Source organism: Sporomusa sp., from assembly GCF_035561255.1.
In the GTDB taxonomy this organism is placed as follows: Bacteria; Bacillota; Negativicutes; order Sporomusales; family Sporomusaceae; genus Sporomusa.
The window spans coordinates 1-23,171 of sequence record NZ_DATMXX010000300.1 but is presented as its reverse complement, the minus strand read 5'-3'; the positions used below and the strand labels follow the sequence as shown (position 1 = coordinate 23,171).

Here is a 23,171-nt window from a genome sequence, read left to right as displayed (position 1 = left end):
ATCTTGAGACTGTTTCGTGGCAACCTATTGTTCTTTTGCGGACAAAAACAAAAAAAGACTGTTTTTCACAGTCTTTTTCTTATGGTCATTTGCAACCTTGGCAACACCCAAGGTCAATCGTATTTTATTGTTACGTTTTAGAAGGTTGTTGCTGCGGCAGATAGCCGGCCTGAGCAGATTTACTGCTATTTTTAAGCTTTGTCCGGTATTGGTTGGGTGTAACCCCCACTTCCTGCCGGAACACCCGGCAAAAATAGCTGGCATCCTGGTAACCAGCCTCACTGGCAACACGAACAACCGTCAACTCCGGGTTTTGCAACAGTTTTTTGGCTTTATCAATTCTTACTTTGGTCAGAAAGTCGACGAAATTACACCCCTGCTCAGCCTTAAAAATCCGGCTGAAATAGTAGGGACTCAGATGGACTGTCTGCGCAACCTCATCCAGGGAGATACTTTTATGGAAGTTTTCCGTTATATAGGCACAAGCCTTATTTATCAGTCTCGCATTCATACTTGAACGGTGTTCCAGCATATTGTCCATGAACTGGTCTAACGCATCCAATATCCAGCGACGCACTTCTTCCCGGTCACCACAGCCCATTAAATGATTAATACAGGTAAAGTTCAGCAATGTCAACTGCTCAAGACTAGCTCCACCCTCAACCGCAGCTCGGGACAACACAATTAAAAGTTCCAAAACACAGGCTTTTACGGTCTCAATACTGGCCTTGGCGGTAAAAATCTCATGCAATAGCTGACGCAAAGCTTCCTTAGCCTGCTGACGCTCACCACAGCGAACCTTGTCAAGCAGGTTTCGCTCATAATTAAATGGATAGCGGAACGGCACTGCGCTGAGATGTGGCAAATCATCAATATGGATAATCTGATTATCTCCCATATAAAATTTTTGCTGTTCGGCGCTTACTGCCTCAAGGTATGATTTATGAATCTGCAATGGATCCTTAAAGTAACGGCCAATACCAATAGTAAGACTAATCCCGAATTCAGTAATTCCGTCTCTGATTCTCAGGGCAGTCTCCCGCACCTGTGTTTCGACAAGTTCCTGCTGGCCGCAACCCTCATAGCCCATTAGGATAATAATCTCGTCACCACCAAAGGGAATGACCAGTGTCTCCTTGCCGGCAATCTTACAAACCTGCTGGTATACCTGCTGTTTGACTACCTGTCTTTCCAACTCTGAAACACTGCGGGTAATTTGTTTAAAATGATCAATATTAGCAACAAGGATAACGCCAGAGTCAGCTTTGACACCAAGGAAAGCGGCCCGCTCCCGAAAGTTGGCTAAATCTGTTACTTTGCCTGAGACCAGATCATGGATAAAGGAGTTTTTTATAAAAGGCATGGCCTCATCCAGATTCTTTCTCAGGTCGGCTTCTTCCTGTTCTTTGCGTTTTCGCTGTCCGATTTTTTCGGTGACAGCACTTAGCGTCTGCAACAGGTCCTTCGGCCGCAGCGGCTTTAATAAATATTCCATAGCCCCAATGGAAAGGGCATCTTTAGCATAACTAAATTCATCAAAAGCTGTAAGCATGACAATGGAGGTATTAGGCAGCTGTTCTCTGATCGTACGGGCCGCCTCCAAACCACTCATCTCCGGCATGCGGATATCCATCAGCACAATATCCGGTTTTTCAGTAATGGCAAGCGCCACAGCACTCTTGCCATCGCCGGTTTCAGAGATGACGCGGATTTCCGGGCAATCTTTTTCGATTATAAATCGTAGCGCTTGCCGTTCCAGCTGCTCATCGTCGGCAATCATCAGTGTATACATATGAACTTCTCCCTCTTATGTTCTGCAGTTAAGAGCAGGAAGGCAAGTGTATAAAGATATCAGTACCCTCGCCGACTTTGCTTTCAATACTTAAACCAAACTGATCGCCGAAATAATGCTGGATACGTTTGTGAACGTTGATTACGCCAAGTCCGGTGGTATGTCCTTTACGGGCCCGTTTATCGATGCTGAAGATTGTACTAATTCGCTCTGAGGAAATCCCGACCCCGGTATCTGACACCACGATAGCTACCTTATCATGTTGACTATAGCCTGTAATCCGGATATGTCCGCCCTCTTTTTTCGGCTCCAGCCCGTGAATGATGGCATTTTCGACAAGCGGCTGCAAACTCAAAGCCGGAATTGACATCTTGAGTAATGCCGGCTCAATCTCAATAAAGGCCTGAATCCGGTCACCAAACCGCACACTCTGAATGGTTAAATAGTCATCAATTGATTTAATTTCTTCCTCCAGGGTGCGCATCTCTGCAATATCCCGCAAATTTGTCCGTAAAAGATCTGATAAAGCGTGGACAACATCTTGCGTCCGCTGTGCCCCCTCCAGTAAAGAGAGCCGGGCGATCGTGTTAAGGGTGTTAAAAAGAAAATGTGGATTAATCTGGGATTGAAGCGCTTTCATTTCAGCGGCCCGGAGCAGGTTCTCCAGCTCAGCTTTTGCTTTCAGCTCTTCCATCAGCTGTTTTTGGACAATGTTGGTAACACCCATTTCCACAATGTAATTTGCCATAATATATAATAGGTCGGCAGCCGCATTGATCCGGTTTTCCGGTATTACCTCAACCTCGTTAAATAAGTCGGCCAAGGCTCCTGTCTGCATCCCCATTGGGGCTAAACGATTAAACATCTCCTGCCTGGCATCAAAATCATTGTGCGGCAGAACGACCTGTCCGGCTAATAACGCGCCGACATATTCATTCTGAACAATAATGGGTGCGGCAAAATCAGTGAGCCCGCCATGGCAATGGTATACAAAAGGACGCTGTCTTTCCATGGCCTTGCGCCCGCCGCGGTCATCACAGGCCATACAGCGGGCCAGCCCCTCAGGGAAAGAACGAACATAGGAACAAAAATCAGTAAATTTGCTCGGTTTAGTTACAGGTTTGCCATCGGCATCAACAACAACCGCCGCGATCCCGGTAGTTTCCGAGAATTTGTCCTGAATCTCCTGTAATATCTGAGTATTGACGATTTCAGCTAACGCAAACCGGTTATAGTTATGCACAAAAATTTCTCCCTGTATTGATAACACTTGTTCTACGGAGATAGTTTTGCTACAGGACCAGTCAATTCCTGCTGTAACATGCCAATAATCGTCGAAAAATACGTTTATATCGCTTCCAATTGTTGAGAGTCGGGGGCACTTAACGCGAAGTCCGACAATCTGGCCGTATTGTACATAGCAAAGGTCATCGTCTTTAACATGGCAATCATTAATATGGCTCCGGTACCTTCTCCCAACGCCATGCTCGCCCGGATCGGTACATCATCTGCCAGAATGTTGCCTAGCAGCATGGCATAAGACATACCAGGCTCGCGCGACATATGCGAGGGCAGGCCGTATTGCTCAACGTTTTTATCAATCCTGGCAGCGCAGGCAAAAGCTACAGCGGTAATAAATCCATCAATGACAAAAGGGGTTTTTCTCCGGGCACACTCGGTCATCCCGGCACAGATAGCAACAATGTCCAATCCGCCAACACAGCGTAAGATGTCTTCGATCCTGGTAAAGGTTTCCTTATGACGTTCAACGCCTTTGGCCACAACACTACACTTTTTCTTGGCAACATCACTGTTCGGCAATCCCGCCCCATAACCCACAACAAACTCAGGCAGGATTCCGGTCATCGCATGCAAAACCGCAGATGAGGTCGTTGTATTGCCAATGCCCATTTCCCCAAAAGACACCAGGTTAGCCCCATGGGTAGTAATGGCATAATCAACCATCTCCTGCCCTACCTGCCATGCCTGCGCAAATTCAGCTGCTGTCATGGCTTCAGCCTTCATAAAATTCTTAGTGCCAAAAGCAACCCGGCGATTTATGCCGGCCGTTCGTTGATTATTGATCCCAATATCAATGACTGAGTAAGGCACTTGATTAGCACTGCAAAAGCAACTAATCGTGGCGCGTCCGTCTACCATATTTTGCGCCTGGAGATAGGTAATTTCGGCTGGGAAATTTACCACACCTTCTTCAACCACACCATTGTCGGCGGCAAAAATCAGGTGATAGGGTTTGATCTCAGGATGCATAGTTCCCCAGGCCAACAACATTTTTTTAAAAATCTTTTCCAGTAAGCCCAGGCTGTTTGGCGGTTTTGCCGCACCGTCAATCAAATCCTCCACTGCTAACCGATAATCCATTCCTAACTCCCCCTACTTTTGTTTTACGCCAAAATGTAAAAACCCCTAGCCCAAAAGGGCTAGGGTTCTATTCTCATAAAATCCTGTCCTTCTGGTACTACCCCTGGCGCGGGGGTAAATAACAGCCACAACAGGCAGGTCTCCTGGCTTACGGTTCCCCGGAACACCCTCGCCTTCCCGGATAGCCGGTGGCATAGTTTAGGTATTCCTCCCCGATTACAGTGGCGCGACCGCGTCGTTTAAGGATTGGTGACAATCCTCCCGAACTTCCCTATTCTCCTCTCTACAGCGAGAGGCACCTGTGTGGTGGAGTTTATTTAATTTGCGAAACTTTAACGCGTTGTATATATATCACATTCTACAGGTAAAGCTACATTCCTTTTCGCTTAATCCGATTCGCAAGATGTTAAAGCATTTTGTCAAAAAAGTTCTATTTTAACCCTTTGAGTCAGCGCTAACAAGCTATCAGGCAAACGTTGAAACCCTACTGCCATTTTAGTAAGTATATGACAGCTTATTCAGCACAAGTGCAAAAAAATGGTTATCAGTCGCTATCATTTGTCATTTTTTTGCTAACGTCCGTCTATTCAATAGAAGGAGTCTTGCAGAAAGCAGTAAACAATGCTATTGTTTTAAGAACTTATGTACAAGGAGGCTGAGTCCATGAAAAAAGTCAATGAATATTTTATGACACCTATTAGCATCTTGGGCACAGAGTGCCTGGAACGAATCACAGGTTATATTAAACCAATGCTGTTCAGAAAAGCCCTAATTGTCAGTGACAAAATATTAGTTGACAGTGGGCTGATTGACAAGCTCCTCTCCTTACTTGACTCTGAAGGCATTTTTTACATAATCTATAAAGATGTCTCGCCTAATCCGACAGTTTCCCAGGTTAATTATGGCTTAAAACTGCTGCGGGATAATGGCTGCGACTTCCTCATTTCTTTTGGCGGCGGATCTCCCCATGACTGCGCCAAGGCGATTGCACTGCTCGCTGCTAACGGCGGAGAGATTGGCCAGTATGAGGGGTTAAATAAATCCAAGAAGCCGGCGATGCCGCTTATTGCTATCAATACAACAGCCGGTACAGGCAGTGAACTCACCCGCTTCTGCGTCATTACCGATGAAGAACGGCATGTAAAAATGACGATTAATGACTGGCATGTGACCCCCATTATCGCGGTCAGTGATGCCGAGCTGATGCTCGGGATGCCCCCAGGGTTGACGGCAGCAACAGGCATGGACGCGTTAACCCATGCAGTTGAGGCTTATGTTTCAACAAATGCCAGTCCGGTAACTGACTGCAAAGCAATAAAAGCAGTTGAGTTAATTGTTGGTAACTTACAAAGCGCCTATAATAACGGTACTGATTTAAAATCCAGGGAAGCCATGGTTTATGCCGAATACCTGGCCGGTATCGCCTTTAATAATGCCAGCCTTGGCTATGTGCACGCACTGGCCCACCAGCTTGGTGGCTTATACAATCTGCCGCATGGTCTGTGCAACGCCATCCTGCTGCCTGCTGTCATGGAATTCAACCTGCCGGCAGCCACAACCAAGTATGCTGACCTGGCCCGTGCCGCCGGGCATGATCCCAGTGGTTGTTCAGCCGAAGCCAATGCCAGAGCATTCATTGCCCAAGTCCAGCAACTCAACAAAGCTTTGGGGTTACCAGCAAGACTCCGGGAACTGCGGGGCTTTAACGAAACTGACATCCCCCGGCTGGCAGAAAGTGCCCTGAAAGATGTCTGCTGCCTGACTAATCCCCGCCAGGGCACTCAACAGGATGTAGAAGCAATCTATCGGTCCATTTTATAATAGATATACTACGCGTTGTCAGTGCACCACCCGCCTGCGCCTGCAAACTTCTTTAATGCGGAATATATAGTATCCAATAAAGATTTACAGGCCTGGTGTTAGTATAAGCGGAACTCAGGCGCCATAGGTAAATATATGCCCTGCAGACTGGAATTATCTGCAGGGCATATATTTTTTTAACCAAACATAGCAATGCCCAGCGGCGTAACCAGCAACGGATGGGGCGGCACATGTACCTTCCGGCCGAAGGCCTTGCCAAATTCTGTTTCAAACCCTTGCAAATAGGCTGTTCCACCAACAACATACACCGGATAATCGTCAAACTCGGTCTTCCCTGCCAGCATATTTTTTACCACTGTCGCCATTTTTTCCACAACAGGCAACACTACCGGCATAATTTTACGGTGCTGTGCCGTATCCCTTTTTAGCAGCTCGGCCTCTTCAAATGATATTTTATAGGCACCGGCTAATACCAGTGATACGTGCGTTCCACCGGTAGGTTCATCAGCCGTAAAGACTAACTCACCATTCCTTAGAACAGCTATACCGGTAGTCCCGCCGCCAATATCCACCACAATGCCATGTGTAATGTTGAGCGCCTTAGCGGCTGCCACCGGTTCATCAACCTGGCAGACAGGTTCTAACCCGGCCCCGGCAATAACATGGCTGCAGGCCATGGCATTCCGTCCCACCGTACCTGGCGGAATGGCTGTGGCCCCTTTATCTAAGGTGATACCCATGCGCTCTTCCACCTCGGCCTTTAACGCCTCGACAATAACCATCGCACCCCGGAAATCAACAACAAGACCATCTTTAACCACAGACGCCCACCGCATACTACCGGCCACCGGGTACCCTGCCCCATCAGTAACAACCAACACAACATCAGCAGTTCCCAGGTCAACTCCCACCTTGTATGGGCCTGGCAAATCAGCTACTGTTTTAGTTTCAATCAACTCATACAGTTTATAAATCTTCTCATACGTTTCCACCGGCGATTCCCCCTTGCCACCCGCATTCATATGATACCTGACTTCCTCAAATCATGAGAAAATCCCTGTTACCATAACCGTAAATAAGTGCCAGGTTGTTTTAATATTTTGCGCAAATAAAAAACTCTCTGCCGCACCGCCGTGCAAAACAGAGAGTTCTATTACAGTCTACTCCGCTGAGTCAGTACCCTTAGCTAACTGCTTGGTCTCACCTGCGGCAATGCTGGTACCGGTATGGTAGGGGCTGCCGGCATTGACGGTCGGCTCGGCTACAGCAATTCCTCTATTGATCAAAACCTCCCGCAGCAGCCACGGCTTGTCAGTGATGATCCCGTCAACCCCCATATCAAGCAGCATGTTCATTTTACTGGGATTGTTCACAGTCCAGGGCACTACTTTCATGCCCAGATCATGCGCCTCACTCACCAGTTCATTAGATAACTCCTCCCAATAAGGTGATACAATATCAGCCCCGATGGCTTTCGCCGCTTTTACATAATTACCTTTGAAGCTATCGATGTCAAGCCCGGCCATCCAGGGCGAGGCACCTGGTTCACCGGGTTGGCGGCACATACTGTCACGCCCCCATGACGGCTGCTCACAGGTAAGTGCAACAAGGGTAATAGCGGGATCCAGCTTTTTCATTTCTTTCAAGGTCCGCCAGTCAAAGGACTGGAGCATAACCCGGTCTTCCATATGGTATTTTTTTATAATTTCATAAACTTTTTTTACAAAAACGGCCGGGTCAGGGCTGTTTTTAGCCTCCGGGAAAGCAGGATCAGGATATGATTTGGTCTCAAGGTTGAACATTACTTGATTATTACCATATGCGTTTGCCAGTTCAAATACCTCTTCCAGGGTAGGCATCTGCGTGCCTGGATAGGATAGCTGGGTTTTGCCGTGACCTTCATAATAATCGCCGGCTGCAGGGTTCATTGTTCCAAGATCAAATCGTTTTATCTCAGCTAAGGTCATTTTCCGGATGTCGTACTTGCCTGGTTCCACATAGTTGCCATCCGGGCCTTTAGCCAGACTGTTATTCATAAAGGGATTATGGCTAATTACAATTCTACCCTCCTTAGTCATTTGCATATCCATTTCCAGGGTAGTTACCCCCAGCTCCATGGCATAAGCAAAGGCGACTAAGGTGTTCTCCGGCCGGGCATCACGCCCGCCGCGATGGGCCTCAAAATCAAAGATTTGGGTACTGGCTTTTGCCTCAACAATATTCATGGTCAGCATATTCACCCCAGCTGTTAGTAATACCGCAGTAATACCGGTCGCAATAAGACACCGCCAATTGCATTTCCCTGTAAACATTACAAATCCCCCTTATATTGTTTTCACTATTATGAATTATACGATGGAAAACAATGGGATTTGTTGTGTTTATATTATATTTATATTAACATATTATTTATGCCTGCGGGTTAAATACCATACGGCCAGGACCAAAACCAGTGTTCCTGCAATTACCAGACCGGCATCTTTTGCTAAACCTGATAACAGCGGCCAATTATGCCCCATCCCCATGCCTAAATAGATGAGGGCACTGCACCAAATCACTGAACTCACAAGGTTACTCAGAATATATGACTTAACATTCATATGCACAAAGCCTGCAGGCAGGGGAATAGCACCACGGACAACAGGCAGAAGTCTGCCAAATACCAACGCCAAAATACCATATTGCTCAAGCCATTGCGTTATCCTTGCCAGCTTTGACTCAGACGGCATGAGAAACCGGACATATTGGGTGATGATCCTTGCTCTGGCAAAAAAGCCGATACCGTAACTAATCATAGCCCCCAGCAAATCTCCTGCCGTGGTGGCCGCGATGGCTGGAATCAGGTCTAACTGGCTGCTAAACACTAAATAGCCGGTAAAACCCAATGTTAATTCACCAGGCAAAGGCACTCCCACACCGGTCAGCAGCATTGCCGCACATACAGCCACATAGCCATAATTACTCAGATTGCTCAGCACCGCTTGTGCCGTCACTTCTATCGGCATTACTTATCTTAGCCCCCACTATGTAATAATTGCTTACCACAGCCACAAATTAGTATTTCCGTTAAACTCCAGATATAACTATAACGATAGAAAGCTGGCCTCACCCCGGCGAATAAGGGATGAGACCAGCTTTTTTATTCTATGCTTATCCGGCAATCAGTTTATCACACAGGGTAACGGCTTCATCAGCAGTCTCGGCCCAGGCATCAGCACCGATGTCATCAGCAAAGGCCTGGCTCGTAGGGCCACCGCCGATCATAACCCTATATTTTTCACGCACATTCTTTGCTTTGAGATACTCAATAATATTCTTCTGGGCAGCCATAGTAGTAGTCAGCAAGGCCCCTGCGGCAATGATGCTGGCCCCTACCTCTTCGGCTTTCGCCAAAAAGTTTTCTGCCGGTTGGTCTATACCAATATCATATACTTTGTATCCGGCCGCAGTCATCATCGCACCCACAATATTTTTGCCAATATCGTGAATATCACCGGCTACCTGACCGACGACAATCCTGCCTTTGGGCTCGCCGCCGGTAGCGCCTGATTCGGCAATAACCGGCTCTAGCATATCAAGACCGACTTTAAGAGCATCTGCAGCCATCATGACATCAGGCAAGAAGGCCTCCCCGGCTTTCCACTTTGCCCCAAGCTCTTCAATGCCCTTAATAAGCCCTTTTTCAATCGCGGCAACCGGATCAATCTTTTCATCAATAACCTGCTGGGCATATTCAGCTACCAGGTCTTCATCACCATCGAGAATAGCTTGCTTTAGGTTTTCAAATATTTCACTCATAATAAATACCTCCATTACTCTTCTGATTTGTATTGTCAGGCACTGTGGCAGAAGTCTCAGCCTAGTTTTTCATTTCAGCAATTCTCTTGTCTATGAAAGCTTGTAAAGCCTGTTTGACATTGCTATCAAGTGCCGGCTCTTGATATTCGGCCAGCATCGCTTTCCATTTTCTCTCTGCCCGCTGGTTAGTGTCCAGCTTCTCTTTCCCCCAGCCGTCATATGACAACCGGTCACTAAGTGTTGCCTGCCTGAGCTCTTTGGCATGATTTTGCCTGGTATGTTTCTGGGTAAGGAAATGCCCACCCGGTCCGACTTTGGCGATCACATCAAAAGCAAACTTGTCATCAGAGAATTCAATGCCTTTCAGATACCGTAAAATCATACCGGCGATCTCGTCATCTACGATAAATTTTTCATATGACATAGCCATAAAATATTGCAGTATCCCTGCGGTATGCAGAACGAAATTGATCCCTGACACACTGGCTGCCATCAGTGTCATCATTGATTCGTATCCGGCCTGGGCGTCGACAATCTTGGCATCGCTCAACCCGCCGCCGCCCCGGCTGGGAACCCGGTAAGTTCTTGCCAGCTGGGCACTGGCAGAAGTAAATAACGCCCCTTCCGGATTACCGATGGACAGTGAGCCTGTCTGCATATCGGTGATGGCTGATGTTGATCCGTAAACCACCGGAGTACCCGGATTAATGCTCTGTGCCAGGGTGATTCCGGCCAAAACCTCAGCATTCTGCAGGGCTAACGCGCCGGCCATAGTAGCCGGTCCTGTTGAGCCAGCCATAACCAGGGAGGCAATTACCATGGCCTGACCGGCCTCGGCATAGGCCATCAAGGCTCCCAGCATGCGGTCATCAAATTTTAACGGGGTAACCGAGTTGATAAGACAAATCAAGGCTGGATTTTTCCTAATAACGTCTTTACCGCCAAAGAGAATGGCTGCCATTTCGATATTGTCCTGGGCTTTATCATAACCAGACGCACTGCCCATAAAGCACTTATCCGAATGGATGATTGAACTATAAACCATCTTCAAATGCCTGATTGAATCAGCAATATCGTTGGGCTCTGCGGAATTCCCGCCTGTCATGTGCATGTTTGGGCTCAGTTGCGACAGCTTAACGAAATTATCAAAGTCCGCCATGGTTGAGTTGCGCCGTTTGCCATCTGCCTCGTGGATAAATGGCGCGCCATAGCCAGGCATAAAGATAATATTCTCGCCGCCAACTACCAGATTGTTTTGCGGGTTACGTGCGTGGAGCGTAAATTCGGCAGGAGCTTTTGCCACCTGTTCTTCGACAAACTGTCTTTGGAAATAGACCCGCTGCCCTTCTACCCGCTGGCCTTTAGCCTTCAGCACATCAAGAGCCGGCTGGTATGAGAATTCCACACCAATTTCGCGCAGAATCTTCATGCTCTGCTCATGTACCTGATTCACCTGCTCAGGTGTTAATACATTAAATTTAGGTAACATTGCCAACACCTCTTTTTATTATTGTCACTATATTCACCGGGGGCCGGGGCCCCACGGCTAGAACAGCTTTAACAGCGGATGCTCCGGAGTGCCCAGCTTGGTACCGGTAATCTTGGTCGTATAGCCCATCATGGCATCGGTAGTGGCAATACCCCGATAGACCCAGGGCGCGTTCATCACCGGACCATACAGCAGGAAGTCTGCCCCCTGGGTGACCGGATAAGTAAATACCGCAGTACCTGCTGCTTCAAAATACGGTGACCCTTTAGAACGCATCTTTTTCCACAGATACAGCGCATTAGACGGGGCGCAGCCGCCAGGGTATCCTAATTGTTCTTTTACATCATAGATGGCCTTGGCAGTCCAGCTGTTGCTGGCCACATCCAGCACCCCGGGATCTACCAGAAACTGCTCAATACCGGCCCGTTTAGCTGCAGCGATTAACCCCTCTGTTTTCTCATCCCCGTTTAGCAGTTTTAACCGGCTGCTTGGCTTAAGGTGCTTTTTGCTGAAAGCCAGAACTACCGCAGTTTTGATACCAAACTCTTTAATAATGCTCAGTTCATCCTCAGTATAGTTTTCTTCTATGGAATTATAAATAAGCCGGTTAATAATCGCCGGGTCCTTACCCAGTAATTTAAGGGCTCCTGTCCGAATCTCCGGACTCACACTATCAAGCAAAAATGGCGATGAAGTATGCTTAAGAATAAACTCTACATGGCGCGCCAGCGCCTCCGGGGTATCACCTAAAACATCCACAATCCGGGGGTTACCGGTCTCTGCACTCAGCTCTGCTTCCTGATCAAGCAGTGATTTTGCGTCAGTCTCATTGAAAAGCCCTTTTGTCGAATCCAGGACAATCTTATGTCCCCGGTAAAACATGCTGCCAATCAGCACTGTGGGAAATTCCCCCGGTTGCCCCCCGACCTTTACCCCGTTTATATCATACACATGTTGTTCTGCGGTAAACCTGAACATCGGTCTCACACTCCTACATAGGTTTATATTTTATGCTTTGAAATTTACAGCTTCCGGAGTAACAGGACTGTTCTGCTCTTTGACTGTCAGTGTTTCGGTTACTTCAGCAGCCTTTGTCCCGTCCACTACATCCCATTCCTTGCCTGCCTTTTTAATAAACCCGATCAGGATAATCGCCATGATAAACATCGTCGGAAAAGATCCGGCGACCGCTGCGGCCTGCAGTGGTTTCATCCCGCCCAGGAATATCAGTGTTAACGAAAGACCGCCTAAAACCAGCGCCCAGAACACCCGGTTCCATTTGGCAGGCTCTTCACCTGCTTTTAGTTTTTCAGTAGTTACCATAGCAAGTGTATATGCTATACTATTAATGACAGTTGCCGTAGAGATAAACAGCAACACTAAAATGACCGGTAAGATAATTGAGGCAAAAGGCAGTGTCGCAAATATTTCCACAATCGCGCGCGGCACGCCCTGGGTCTTCACAATTTCTGCGAGATTTAACACACCTCTGGCTTGCAAATCCATTGTATAGTTGCCAAAGACCATAAAGTAGGTGTAGACACAGGTAATCCCGGAGAAGGTAGCCCCCAGTGTGAATTCCCGTACTGTTCTTCCTCTTGAGATTCTCGCCAGATAGATGCCTGTGCTTAAAGCGAAAGCGATAAACCAGGCAAAATAGAATATTGTCCAGCCTTGCGGAAATCCTGATTTCTGGATCGGGTCAGTATAGAGGCTCATTCTAAAGTAGTTGTTAAACATAACTCCCAGGCTATCAAAGAAATTATTAAACATAAACGCAGTCGGCCCAACTAGTAAAACATAAGCCAATAAGGCAAAGCCTAACCAGTTTCTAAAATCACTTAATTGTCTGATTCCTTTGTCCAATCCCCCATACACACTAATGCCAATAATGACTGTCCAAATAACAAGAATACTTGCATCCAGCCCCAGCGTGTGGGGAATGCCGGTGATCTTGGTAATAACCTCACTCAGCAGCGGCGTTCCCAGACCAACAGACGTACTGATCCCGGCAATAATCCCAACCATATAGAAGATATCAATGGCTTTGCCCAAATAGCCATTGGCATGTTTACCAAGCATCGCTTCACAGGCTGTGCTTGGCCGGAAAACCTCCTTCCCCTGCACAAAGAACAGATACCCAAATACCACACCAACCCCGACATACAGGGCATAACTGCTTGGTCCCCAGTGGAACAGGGGATACGCAGTAGCTAATGCGGTAGCCTGCGGTGACATCGGCTCTAAACCGAAAGGAGGAGCTGTGAGATAAAAGTAAAATTCAATCGGACTCCAATATACGATAGCAGCAGAGGTACCTGCGGAAAAAAGCATCCCTAACCAACTCAGTGTGCTAAATTCCGGTTTCTCACCGCCAAATCTCTTATTGGCAAACTTACCAAATATAAAATATAGCACTACCCCCAAATTCGCCAGGACAAAGATTTCATATGTCCAGCCCATTTGATCGGTTAAAAAGGAGAACACGTTGTTTACGGCGTTAGTCCCAGCCTCAGGATTCATAATAATTGCGCCACATATGACGGCAACCAGCAATAACGGAGGCCAAAATAACATTTGATCAATCTTTTTTCCCTCTGTACTCATTGCACGACCCTCCTATCTACAATTTGATTAGCCTGGCTTCCAGTTGTCTAATTGTCCCCCTCCCCATTAAAATCAAGCGGCAAACTCATACGCCATTCAATATCGCAATTCTTGTGCCATTATCGCCGGTTGGCAGCAATATGCCAAAAATAGTAAGATTCTTGCGAAAAATCTCACTATTTTTCCCAAAGGCTATTATCCTTAATCCAATGCCATTTTGTCCATCAGTGAAGAAATTCTTTTCACCTATTTAAGAAAAGTAGTGCATTGACTGGACTTATACTCAAGTGAAAAGAATTTTTTCACTGAAAGAATTCTTTTCTGCTAAACTATATACGCTGTACAATGAAGGGGTGGTTATCTCCATATGCTTGAAAATAAGCAAAAAAATCTGGATGAATTAACTCGCGAGAACCGGTTATTGCACGAAATTATTGACGCGATATCAGAAGGTGTGTATGCGGCAAATAAAGATGGAACCATTCTGATTTATAACCAGGCGTTTGAAAAAATTGAAGCCACCAAACGGCAGAATATGCTAGGCAAGAAAGATGTAGATGTTTATTCGTTACCACTGGAGAATCTCCAGCGCATGGCAGTGCTGCAAAGTAAAAAACCGCTATTAGAACAGTACATGACCTATCATTTATATACCGGAAAAAAGGTCGATATTGTTTATAATTCTTACCCTTTCTTTGAAAATGGCGAGCTTACTGCTGTGTATTCCATTAACCGGGATATCCCCTCCATTAATGAGCTGTTAACAAAGGTTGTAAACTGCTTTGGCCAGAATAAATCAAAAAACCGGCCCAACGGCACTAGTTTTACACTTGATGATATTGTCGGCATCAGCCCTTTAATCAAACAAGCGATTAAACAGGCCCGCAGAATTGCCGCAACCGCCTCGACTGTAATGATTTATGGAGAAACCGGTACTGGAAAAGAACTATTTGCCCAGGGAATCCATAATGCAAGCGCCTACAGTGCCCGCCCTTTTATCGCTGTCAACTGTGCCGCTATCCCTGAGACACTGATGGAAAGCCTGCTCATGGGTACAGTAAAAGGTGCCTTCTCTGGTGCTATTGATGCCCCCGGGTTGTGTGAGCAGGCTGAAAATGGCACCTTGTTTTTGGATGAAATTAATTCATTGAGTGTTCACCTGCAGGCAAAGCTGTTGCGTTTATTGCAGGATAAAAGGGTTCGGCGACTCGGTGACAAAACTGAGCGTAAGATCAACTGCCGTATAATCAGTGCAACTAACCAGAATCTGTACGAAGCAACAAGTACTGGTTCTTTCCGCGATGACCTCCTCTACCGTTTGACACCGGTAGTTTTACATATCCCGCCATTAAGACAACGCGCCGAGGATATACCTGTACTCGCTAAAGAGTTTATTGCCCGTTTTAATGACCAATTGGGTTTGAGCATTAATCAAATCTCCCCCGATCTATTAGAGCTGTTATCTTTATATAAATGGCCGGGAAATGTCCGGGAACTGGAGCATGTTATCGAAAGCGCCATGAGTATTGTTGAAAATACGGCAACCGAGGTAATCCTGGAAGATTTACCTGCCTTTTTAGTAAAACGAATGCTCAGTAATTTATCGGCAAATAAGTCAAACAATACCTCGTTGGCAAAGACACCCCCGGAACAACCTTTAGTTGAATACCTGCGGCAGTGTGAAACAGATTTAATCCAGAACATGCTACAGCTAGCGAACGGCAATGTAAGTGATAGTGCCAGGCAATTAGGCATCTCCAGACAAGACTTGCATTATCGGCTGCGTAAGCTGGGGATTAAATCAAGCACCTACAAAACTGAGTGTACAAAATAAACTAAGCCGCTTTGAACTCTCACTGTACCCTAAAACAGGTAGCAGCTTCGGGTTTAGAGCGGCTTAGCCGACAAAATAAGCATATTCTTTCTGTTCAGCTTCTAAACGGCATTGGCACAATATTTGCATTACTATTATTAATGAGACAACATACGGCTCTACGATAAGGAGGCTGAACTATGAAACTTGCAAATCAATCGTCTGGTGTCGAAGATTCCCCGTTAACCCCATTCCTCAAGAGGCTTACAGTCTATACCAGTGGTGGTCCTTTTTTGGATGGTTACATCCTGACAATTATCGGCATGGCCTTACTACAACTGGAACCTGTGCTCCAGCTGGACGCCTTCTGGACAGGAATGATCGGTGCCGCCGCACTGATCGGTTTGCTAGTGGGGGGAGCAATTTTTGGCTATGTCACCGATCTGACCGGACGTCAATTCATGTACCAAATTGATCTTGTCGTAATTATAATTTTTTCAATTTTACAAATGTTTATCAGTACCCCCTGGGAATTAGTCGCATTACGATTTCTTATTGGAATAGCTGTCGGAGCAGATTATCCGATTGCTACCGCTTTGTTAACCGAATTCTCGCCCCGCAAGTATCGCGGTGCCATGATGGGCTTACTGGCAAGCGCCTGGTATGCAGGTGCTGTTGTGGCCGGTATCGCAGGCTATCTGCTGTTAAATACCAGCCCTGATGCCTGGCGATGGATGTTAGGGAGTGCCGCCATCCCTGCACTTATCCTGGCAGCCGGGCGCTGGGGTACACCGGAGTCTCCCCGCTGGCTTGTAGGTAAAGGAAGAACAGCAGAAGCTCTCACGGTTATTAAACAAGTATACGGGTCTCACGCCAGTCTTGCTGATTTAGACGAAATCCCATCAGAAAAAACCAAAATCAGCAGACTGCTCGAACCTGAATATTTTAAGAAAACAATGTTCGTCAGCTTATTCTGGACTTTCCAGGTAGCACCATGCTTTGCCATTTATACATTTGCCCCGCAGATTTTAGCGGCATTCCACTTAGGCAGCGGCAATGACTGGATTATTGGTTATGCCATTATCAATATTTTTTTCCTGACCGGTACTATTGCGTCAATGTCGCTCGTCAATCACTTTGGCAGGCGCCCACTGATTATCTGGAGTTTTATTTTTATGACATTAGCGATGTTAGTCTTAGGCATAGTTCCAGGTGCACCTGCCTGGTTAATCTTCTTGGGATTCGCTGTCTATGCCTTTTTCTCGCGGCCCGCCAAGTACCCTTGACTGGATTTATCCCAATGAATTATTTCCCACCAGTATCCGCGCCTCGGCAGTAGGAATGGTAACAGCCATCAGCCGGATTGGCGCAGCAATTGGCACTTTTGCCTTACCCTATTCCTTAAAAACTATCGGAATAGGTAATACCATGCTGGTTAGCACCCTGTTGACCTTGCTTGGTTTAATCGTCTGCATAGCCTGGGCCCCGGAAACAAGAGGTCTGACACTAAAAGAAGCAAGCACATTAGTATTGGATAAACAAAACACCGCCAATTCTACCATACGTCCGCGCTCTCTATAAATCAGAATGGGGTGACTATAATGCAAACCGTATTATTGGCTTGCCAGACTATGAAGGATGAGGTTGCGCTTGCCATGCAACAATCAGGTATTACTTATCCTGTAATATATTTCGAATCAGGACTGCATAACACACCAGAAATATTGCGCCAGCAAATCCAGGAGCAGATTAACGGGCTTACTAACACTGCTGTCATTCTTATGGCCTTTGGCTGTTGCGGCAACGGCCTGATTGGGATAAAGTCTTCACAAGCCAAACTTGTTATTCCCCGCATTGATGACTGTATTACCTTGCTGCTAGGGTCAACCAAGGCCCGGAAGAGCGTTCCCAACGAGATAAGTACCTACTTCCTGACTAAGGGCTGGTTAGATCCTGAGGGTAATATCATGTGGTCATACAAACCCTGGGTTGAGCATTATGGCGAACAGAAAGCCCTGCGTCTAATAAAAAAAATGCTGAACAATTATACCCGGTTTCTCATCATCAATACAGGTTCATATGATATCGAAAATGTACTGAATACAGTTAAGGAATTCTCCGCAAAACTAAATATGGACTATGAGGTTATTCCCGGTTCGCTGCGCTTACTGCAAAAAATGCTGACAGGCCCCTGGGATAACGAGTTTATCGTGCTTGATCCCGGCCAGGAAACCGCACTGCACGATTTCTACCCGGTATTGGCACCGGCTGCTGTAAAATAGCCTAATCAGCAAAACAGGCAGGAATGCTATACTCAGCATCCTGCCTGTTTTAAATGGCCTAACCTATGTTCAACATATAAGCAATTACCGTAAAATAGTCAAAACATCCTCAACCGGTTTGCGCGGCGTGGATGATATCTTATCATTTGCAGGAACTCCCAGGGGTGTCATGGCAGCCAAATAATATCCGGGTTTTTCAAATCCGATATACTTAGTTATTTCTTCCGCAGCATAAGTTGGCCCGGTCATCCAGCAGGTACCATAACCGATGCTGGCAGCAGCCAAAAGCAGATTCTCGAGTGCGGCAGCGATATTCTGGATACCAGGATTAGCTTTAGCATACTTTATCGCCTCTGTCTGAGGCATAATACCGTCAGCCAGCAACATATCCGCAATTGTTTCATAAGGACCAACGTAAGCGAGGATAAGCGCCGGTGCCCCCTTGAACACGGTATGATAGCCGACAGTGCCTCTAAAGGCCTTGATCTTGGCCTCATCCCTTAAGTATGTACTTAATTCGGCATTTTTTGCCTCGACCAGCCGGGCAATCTCGGCGATTTTATTTTTGTCAGTGACAACAACAAAATGCCAGTTTTGCTGATTTTTCCCTGAAGGGGCGTAGGTGGCAGCCTTAATCAGTTCTTTGATCGTTGCTTCAGGTACTTGTTCTTCTTTAAATTGCCGTACACTATGGCGTTTATAGATAAATTCTAACTCCATTACTATTACCTCCCTAATTAAATTATTTTTTCACCGTGATACCGTTCGCCGCCAGCGTTTGGCATAATCTTGTAACGCTCAGACCACAGTGTTTTATACTTAAGCGCTTGAGCATGGATACTATCCCAGTCTTCAGGCACAGATTTAACAATCTTCGCCGGCACGCCGACTACCAAAGAGTGGGGGGGGATCACCTGCTTCTCCTTAACCACCGCTCCGGCGGCAATGATACTGCCCTTACCTACTACAGCACCATTAAGGACAACGGCCCCCATACCGATTAAGCAATGATCTTCAATCGTGCAACCGTGAATGATGGCGTTGTGGCCAACTGTAACATAATCACCGATCAAAGTCGGGTGCGTATCAGCGACATGCACAACACTATTATCCTGGATATTGGTATATCTGCCAATTTCAATCCGGTTAACATCGCCTCTGGCAACAACATTAAACCACAGGCTGCTGAACTCCTTCATCGTCACTGCACCAATAACTTTCGCGCCATCGGCAATAAAGATCTTTTCATCAAGAGTTGGTGTGATGCCCTCAAATTCTTTAATCATTGCTACTTCTCCTCCCGCGTTCAAACAGTGCTATAGCTAATATACCTTTTACCGGGAAAACTTATTAGTGTTGCATAAACCAGCAAAGATTTCCAGGGTATATTCATATCATACCATAAACTCTGCCGGTAAATAATCTGAAATTCATCACTTTCTTTTTGTTAGTACCAGAGCCCAATCAACTTCCAATACATAATTCCTACCGTTAAATATAATACGACATGCATCACCGTGATCAGTGTCCCAACACCCCACCATGTCCGCTTATCATTATAGCCCTTTTCCATCAGCAATGGCCCTAGCGCATTGCCGTAATGAGTCAGTGTGCAGGAAATAATCATTAAATAGGCGAGCAGAAAAAAAGCCGGATATCTTGGCACATCAGTTGCCGCAACAAAGGAAAAAATCAACGGGGAAAAAGCTACTACATAACCGGTGTAAGAGACAAAAAAGTAGTGAGGCAATACAGCCAACACTGCTACAAGCAGTAAAACGGTGTACTCTCCCGCCCCGGCGCTAGGCAGCAATAATCTAATAATACCGGCAAACCAGTTAAAAAACCCCAGCTTAGTCAAAGCAGACGAAAAACCTAAGATAGCACCAAACCAGATCAGCAATGACCACATCTCTTTGTTTTCGGCTAAATCATTCCATTCCAGAACGCCCAAAACCAGCATCAGTGAGACACCAATAAAAGCTACCAGCGTATTATCAATTCTGGATATCGTACTTGTTGACCATAAGATAAGAATTATCAAAAAAACTCCGGCTGCTGTTAACTCACTCGTATTAATGCGGCCCATATTGCTCAGCTCCCGGCCTGCCCCGGCTCTAACTGCAGTCATTGAAGCGGCATCAGGCGGACAAAATTTATACACAAGATACGGCGTTAGCAAGAAACCAATAAACCCAGGCAAAGCAGCCAGCGTCCATAATGGCCAGCTCACAGAAATCCCCAGTACATCCTGAGCCAGCTTAACATTAATCAAATTAGGCCCCATTCCAGTCATAAACAAACCGCCTGTCAGCATACTGGTCATATAAGCCAATAATGTAAAATAAGCTCCGGTCTTCTGCCTGCTTGTCTGATTACCGGAACTGCCGGCATCGATAACCCCTTCGGCCAGCGGGTACACCAACCCTCCCGTACGGGCAGGTGAGGCCGGTGTACTTGTTGCTAACAGCAAATCAATACAGCTCAGAATATAACCAATCCGCAGCGACGTTTTCCCAAACCGGCTAATGAGAAGCAAGCCCAACCGCCGGGTAAGACCAGACTTTTTCAAGCCGATACCAATCATCATAGCTACCAGCGTTAACCATAGCATAGGGTCGGTATACCCAACTAATATCTCCTGAATCGGAAGCACAAACAGGCTGGCCAGTGTAACTGTAATCATCAGTAATGTTGGTTCAGGATACGGCTGGAGGATTAAACCCAATATCAAAGCGGCAAATACACCAAACAAGCGCCAGGCAATGATGGGTAAGCCGTCAGGCACCGGAGCAATAAAAAAGCAGCCGGCAACAGCTATTAATAGTACTATTTTGGCATATTTCATTGTTCAATTCAGCTCCTGTCTATCAGCTAATATTTTTCTCCATTGATTACCGAAATCCTTTACCGTTCCTGTAATCCCTTGCTATATATCCGCATTAAAGAAGTTTCGCAGGCACAGGTGGGTGCTGCATTAATCAAGAAAAAAGGATGCCACAAAGGCATCCTTTTTATGATAATTTAGTGCACCTGAAACGATTTAGTCGCTTTACTTCTTACTACTTGTTTTCCACAGGCCATGAAGATTGCAATAAGCATATACATCTGCCTCAGCAGCATCACCAACACGAAAAACCGCTCCAGGAGGCTGGCCTGCTTCCAGTTTTACCCGTTGAGTGCGGTTGCCGGTAACAACAGTGACCCATTCGATAAAGTGTTCTTCTGTCATGGGATGTGGCACGCTTCCTACCTTGACAGCAAGTTTACCGGCTTCAGTAAACTCAGCTACAGGCAGATGTTTCTCAGTTGAAGCTTCTACTGTATTGGGTTCAAGCAATTCCATCTGTTTCCCACAGCAGGATACTTTGGCATCGGCAATGGAGCAGGTACTTGCATAAGATTGCCCGGTACAAACCAATTGTTTTTTCCCCATTTCCACAACTTCCAAGGTATAGCCACAAGCCGGACATTTGTAAATACCTAAATTTTTTCCCATAGTATTCAGCCCCCTTCTTTATATAACACCTCAAATTGTTCCCTAAGCCAGTGTCGCTTTAACCCGTTCCTCCTGAGACATAGCTGCCAGTTTTTGTACTGTTGCCACATCCAGCCCCAGGGTTTCGGCAACACGCCTTCCGTAATCGGCATCTGCTTTATAGAACAAAGCAGCCTGCCGAAGCTGGATTCTTTTCTGTGCCTGCCCCAAATTGCCACAGATATTCTGAATCAGATGATCCCGGTCTATATTACTCATCACCCGGCGATAGAGCTCACCGGCCTGAACAAAATCCACATCAGCCAATGGATACTCATGTCTCGCAACAGTACCGGAAACAGGTACCACCGGCGGTGCATACGCGGGGTCGGGAGCAGGCCCGTCGAATGTATTCGGGTAATAATTAGGCCCTGAGCCACCGTTATCATCAACCGTCATAAAACCATCACGCTGATAGGTATTGGCGCTAGCGGCCTTGGGCCGATTGATCGGGATTTGATGGAAGTTTGGTCCCAGCCGGTGACGGTGAGCATCAGGATAACTAAACAACCGCCCCTGCAGCATGCGGTCAGGTGAAACAGCGATTCCCGGCACAAAGTTCCCCGGTGAAAAAGCAACCTGCTCCACTTCGGCAAAGAAGTTGTCCGGATTCCGGTTTAGTACCATTTTCCCAACCGGGATCAAAGGATAGTCCGCATGATACCAAACCTTGGTTACATCAAAAGGATCAAATTTATAAGTAGCCGCATCCTCCGACGGCATGATCTGGACAGAAACAGTCCAGGATGGATAATCACCTTTCTCGATACTGTCAAACAAATCCCTGGTGGCGCTATCAGGGTCTTTACCGGCCAAATCAGTAGCTTCAGCCTCGGTTAACGTTTGGAACCCTAAGTCAGCTTTAAAATGCCACTTAAACCAGTAGTGCTCACCCTCCTGGTTATAAAACATAAAGGTATGGCTACTGTGCCCGTCCATATGCCGGAAGGTTTTAGGAGTACCCCGGTCAGAGAATAAGATAGTGACCTGATGAATGGATTCAGGGGTAAGTGACAGGAAATCCCACATCATATCAGGGTCTTTGGTATGTTTAGCCGGGTGTCTTTTTTGTGTATGTATAAAATCGGGGAACTTAATGGCATCACGAATAAAAAAAATGGGGGTATTATTGCCAACCATATCGTAGTTACCCTCTTGGGTATAAAATTTAATAGAAAAACCTCTGGGATCTCGCGACGAATCAGCTGATCCTTTCTCTCCCCCTACTGTGGAAAACCGCAGAAAAAGATCGGTTTTCTTGCCAATCTCAGCGAGGAAAGCCGCGCGGGTGTACTTGGTAATATCATGAGTAACCTCAAAATAGCCATGTGCCCCAGTCCCCTTGGCATGTACAACACGTTCAGGGATTCTTTCCCGGTCAAAATGAGCCAGCTTCTCAATCAGATGAGTATCACTCAATAAAGTATATCGGGGGTTTTCTGTGGTAATCGAGTCTTGATCATGGAATACCGGATTACCAAGGTTGGTGGTTAAAACCTTCTGTTCCTTATCACTCATACGCACTCAGCCTCCAAATTTTATTTAGTGATTATTTTAATGACTGTAGGTTAGTTCAGAGAGCACGCTTCACCTCCTTATATTTACGCAACAAGATCACATATCTTGCATCCAGTTTAAATATTTTTTCC

At 46.4% G+C, this 23,171-nt stretch carries 20 protein-coding genes and 1 riboswitch; of the genes, 5 read left to right on the top strand and 15 right to left on the bottom strand.

The features are described 5' to 3' along the window. Positions 1-130 precede the first annotated feature (130 nt). From VN379_RS16350 to VN379_RS16340, 3 genes are all read right to left on the bottom strand, one after another. A complete protein-coding gene (locus VN379_RS16350) occupies positions 131-1,792 on the bottom strand; it encodes a response regulator (protein WP_325535759.1) in 1,662 nt (553 codons plus the stop codon). 28 nt (positions 1,793-1,820) lie between these two features. Next, entirely contained in the window at positions 1,821-3,035 is a 1,215-nt protein-coding gene (locus tag VN379_RS16345; protein WP_325535757.1) for a sensor histidine kinase, read from the bottom strand. 104 nt (positions 3,036-3,139) lie between these two features. Continuing rightward, positions 3,140-4,174, bottom strand: a complete 1,035-nt coding sequence (locus tag VN379_RS16340; protein WP_325535755.1) for a nicotinate-nucleotide--dimethylbenzimidazole phosphoribosyltransferase — start codon at positions 4,172-4,174, stop codon at positions 3,140-3,142. Between the two features lie 118 nt (positions 4,175-4,292). Beyond that, positions 4,293-4,492, bottom strand: a riboswitch (cobalamin riboswitch). A gap of 345 nt (positions 4,493-4,837) precedes the next feature. Between VN379_RS16340 and VN379_RS16335 the strand changes: the two genes are divergently transcribed. Then, positions 4,838-5,995: an iron-containing alcohol dehydrogenase gene (locus tag VN379_RS16335; protein WP_325535753.1), complete on the top strand. Its 1,158-nt coding sequence runs from the start codon at positions 4,838-4,840 to the stop codon at positions 5,993-5,995. Between the two features lie 176 nt (positions 5,996-6,171). Here VN379_RS16335 and eutJ read toward each other — a convergent pair whose 3' ends face one another. From eutJ to caiT, 7 genes are all read right to left on the bottom strand, one after another. Then, a complete protein-coding gene (gene eutJ, locus VN379_RS16330; RefSeq protein WP_325535751.1) occupies positions 6,172-6,987 on the bottom strand; it encodes an ethanolamine utilization protein EutJ in 816 nt (271 codons plus the stop codon). A gap of 168 nt (positions 6,988-7,155) precedes the next feature. Continuing rightward, a complete protein-coding gene (locus VN379_RS16325; protein WP_325535749.1) occupies positions 7,156-8,307 on the bottom strand; it encodes a glycerophosphodiester phosphodiesterase in 1,152 nt (383 codons plus the stop codon). Positions 8,308-8,400: 93 nt separating this feature from the next. Continuing rightward, positions 8,401-9,000 carry a DedA family protein gene (locus VN379_RS16320; RefSeq protein ID WP_325535747.1) on the bottom strand — a complete coding sequence of 200 codons (600 nt, stop codon included), beginning with the start codon at positions 8,998-9,000 and terminating at the stop codon, positions 8,401-8,403. 145 nt (positions 9,001-9,145) lie between these two features. Next, on the bottom strand, positions 9,146-9,793 hold the full coding sequence (gene mtgC, locus VN379_RS16315) for a glycine betaine-specific corrinoid protein MtgC (RefSeq protein ID WP_325535745.1): 648 nt from the start codon (positions 9,791-9,793) through the stop codon (positions 9,146-9,148). Between the two features lie 61 nt (positions 9,794-9,854). Continuing rightward, on the bottom strand, positions 9,855-11,282 hold the full coding sequence (mtgB, locus tag VN379_RS16310) for a glycine betaine--corrinoid protein methyltransferase (RefSeq protein WP_325535743.1): 1,428 nt from the start codon (positions 11,280-11,282) through the stop codon (positions 9,855-9,857). A gap of 57 nt (positions 11,283-11,339) precedes the next feature. After that, complete coding sequence (gene mtgA, locus VN379_RS16305) at positions 11,340-12,260, bottom strand: [methyl-Co(III) glycine betaine-specific corrinoid protein]--tetrahydrofolate methyltransferase MtgA (protein WP_325535741.1); 921 nt, start codon at positions 12,258-12,260, stop codon at positions 11,340-11,342. Between the two features lie 30 nt (positions 12,261-12,290). Continuing rightward, a complete protein-coding gene (gene caiT, locus VN379_RS16300; RefSeq protein WP_325535739.1) occupies positions 12,291-13,889 on the bottom strand; it encodes an L-carnitine/gamma-butyrobetaine antiporter in 1,599 nt (532 codons plus the stop codon). 367 nt (positions 13,890-14,256) lie between these two features. Between caiT and VN379_RS16295 the strand changes: the two genes are divergently transcribed. From VN379_RS16295 to VN379_RS16280, 4 genes are all read left to right on the top strand, one after another. Next, positions 14,257-15,723 carry a sigma-54 interaction domain-containing protein gene (locus VN379_RS16295; RefSeq protein ID WP_325535737.1) on the top strand — a complete coding sequence of 489 codons (1,467 nt, stop codon included), beginning with the start codon at positions 14,257-14,259 and terminating at the stop codon, positions 15,721-15,723. Between the two features lie 179 nt (positions 15,724-15,902). After that, positions 15,903-16,988, top strand: a complete 1,086-nt coding sequence (locus VN379_RS16290) for an MFS transporter (protein ID WP_325535735.1) — start codon at positions 15,903-15,905, stop codon at positions 16,986-16,988. Beyond that, complete coding sequence (locus VN379_RS16285; protein ID WP_325535734.1) at positions 16,954-17,283, top strand: MFS transporter; 330 nt, start codon at positions 16,954-16,956, stop codon at positions 17,281-17,283. The genes VN379_RS16290 and VN379_RS16285 overlap by 35 nt, the downstream gene beginning before the upstream one ends. Before the next feature lie 20 nt (positions 17,284-17,303). Next, positions 17,304-17,984, top strand: a complete 681-nt coding sequence (locus tag VN379_RS16280; RefSeq protein WP_325535732.1) for a DUF1638 domain-containing protein — start codon at positions 17,304-17,306, stop codon at positions 17,982-17,984. An 84-nt stretch (positions 17,985-18,068) separates the two neighbouring features. On the opposite strand, the gene VN379_RS16275 is transcribed toward VN379_RS16280, so the two are convergent. The 5 genes from VN379_RS16275 to VN379_RS16255 form a co-directional block, all read right to left on the bottom strand. Then, entirely contained in the window at positions 18,069-18,704 is a 636-nt protein-coding gene (locus VN379_RS16275) for a nitroreductase family protein (RefSeq protein WP_325535730.1), read from the bottom strand. Between the two features lie 17 nt (positions 18,705-18,721). Next, positions 18,722-19,270: a gamma carbonic anhydrase family protein gene (locus VN379_RS16270; protein ID WP_325535728.1), complete on the bottom strand. Its 549-nt coding sequence runs from the start codon at positions 19,268-19,270 to the stop codon at positions 18,722-18,724. A 161-nt stretch (positions 19,271-19,431) separates the two neighbouring features. Further along, positions 19,432-20,832 carry a DASS family sodium-coupled anion symporter gene (locus VN379_RS16265; RefSeq protein ID WP_325535726.1) on the bottom strand — a complete coding sequence of 467 codons (1,401 nt, stop codon included), beginning with the start codon at positions 20,830-20,832 and terminating at the stop codon, positions 19,432-19,434. Positions 20,833-21,036: 204 nt separating this feature from the next. Then, complete coding sequence (locus tag VN379_RS16260; RefSeq protein WP_325535724.1) at positions 21,037-21,483, bottom strand: desulfoferrodoxin family protein; 447 nt, start codon at positions 21,481-21,483, stop codon at positions 21,037-21,039. 42 nt (positions 21,484-21,525) lie between these two features. Further along, a complete protein-coding gene (locus VN379_RS16255) occupies positions 21,526-23,040 on the bottom strand; it encodes a catalase (protein WP_325535722.1) in 1,515 nt (504 codons plus the stop codon). Positions 23,041-23,171 lie beyond the last annotated feature (131 nt).

What these genes read in the sequence shown, in the direction of transcription:
- VN379_RS16350 (WP_325535759.1), bottom strand. Translation starts at nt 1,792, where the DNA reads ATGTATACACTGATGATTGCCGACGATGAGCAGCTGGAACGGCAAGCG.
- VN379_RS16340 (WP_325535755.1), bottom strand. Translation starts at nt 4,174, where the DNA reads ATGGATTATCGGTTAGCAGTGGAGGATTTGATTGACGGTGCGGCAAAA.
- VN379_RS16335 (WP_325535753.1), top strand. Translation starts at nt 4,838, where the DNA reads ATGAAAAAAGTCAATGAATATTTTATGACACCTATTAGCATCTTGGGC.
- VN379_RS16325 (WP_325535749.1), bottom strand. Translation starts at nt 8,307, where the DNA reads ATGTTTACAGGGAAATGCAATTGGCGGTGTCTTATTGCGACCGGTATT.
- VN379_RS16320 (WP_325535747.1), bottom strand. Translation starts at nt 9,000, where the DNA reads ATGCCGATAGAAGTGACGGCACAAGCGGTGCTGAGCAATCTGAGTAAT.
- mtgC (WP_325535745.1), bottom strand. Translation starts at nt 9,793, where the DNA reads ATGAGTGAAATATTTGAAAACCTAAAGCAAGCTATTCTCGATGGTGAT.
- mtgB (WP_325535743.1), bottom strand. Translation starts at nt 11,282, where the DNA reads ATGTTACCTAAATTTAATGTATTAACACCTGAGCAGGTGAATCAGGTA.
- mtgA (WP_325535741.1), bottom strand. Translation starts at nt 12,260, where the DNA reads ATGTTCAGGTTTACCGCAGAACAACATGTGTATGATATAAACGGGGTA.
- caiT (WP_325535739.1), bottom strand. Translation starts at nt 13,889, where the DNA reads ATGAGTACAGAGGGAAAAAAGATTGATCAAATGTTATTTTGGCCTCCG.
- VN379_RS16295 (WP_325535737.1), top strand. Translation starts at nt 14,257, where the DNA reads ATGCTTGAAAATAAGCAAAAAAATCTGGATGAATTAACTCGCGAGAAC.
- VN379_RS16290 (WP_325535735.1), top strand. Translation starts at nt 15,903, where the DNA reads ATGAAACTTGCAAATCAATCGTCTGGTGTCGAAGATTCCCCGTTAACC.
- VN379_RS16285 (WP_325535734.1), top strand. Translation starts at nt 16,954, where the DNA reads ATGCCTTTTTCTCGCGGCCCGCCAAGTACCCTTGACTGGATTTATCCC.
- VN379_RS16280 (WP_325535732.1), top strand. Translation starts at nt 17,304, where the DNA reads ATGCAAACCGTATTATTGGCTTGCCAGACTATGAAGGATGAGGTTGCG.
- VN379_RS16275 (WP_325535730.1), bottom strand. Translation starts at nt 18,704, where the DNA reads ATGGAGTTAGAATTTATCTATAAACGCCATAGTGTACGGCAATTTAAA.
- VN379_RS16270 (WP_325535728.1), bottom strand. Translation starts at nt 19,270, where the DNA reads ATGATTAAAGAATTTGAGGGCATCACACCAACTCTTGATGAAAAGATC.
- VN379_RS16265 (WP_325535726.1), bottom strand. Translation starts at nt 20,832, where the DNA reads ATGAAATATGCCAAAATAGTACTATTAATAGCTGTTGCCGGCTGCTTT.
- VN379_RS16260 (WP_325535724.1), bottom strand. Translation starts at nt 21,483, where the DNA reads ATGGGAAAAAATTTAGGTATTTACAAATGTCCGGCTTGTGGCTATACC.
- VN379_RS16255 (WP_325535722.1), bottom strand. Translation starts at nt 23,040, where the DNA reads ATGAGTGATAAGGAACAGAAGGTTTTAACCACCAACCTTGGTAATCCG.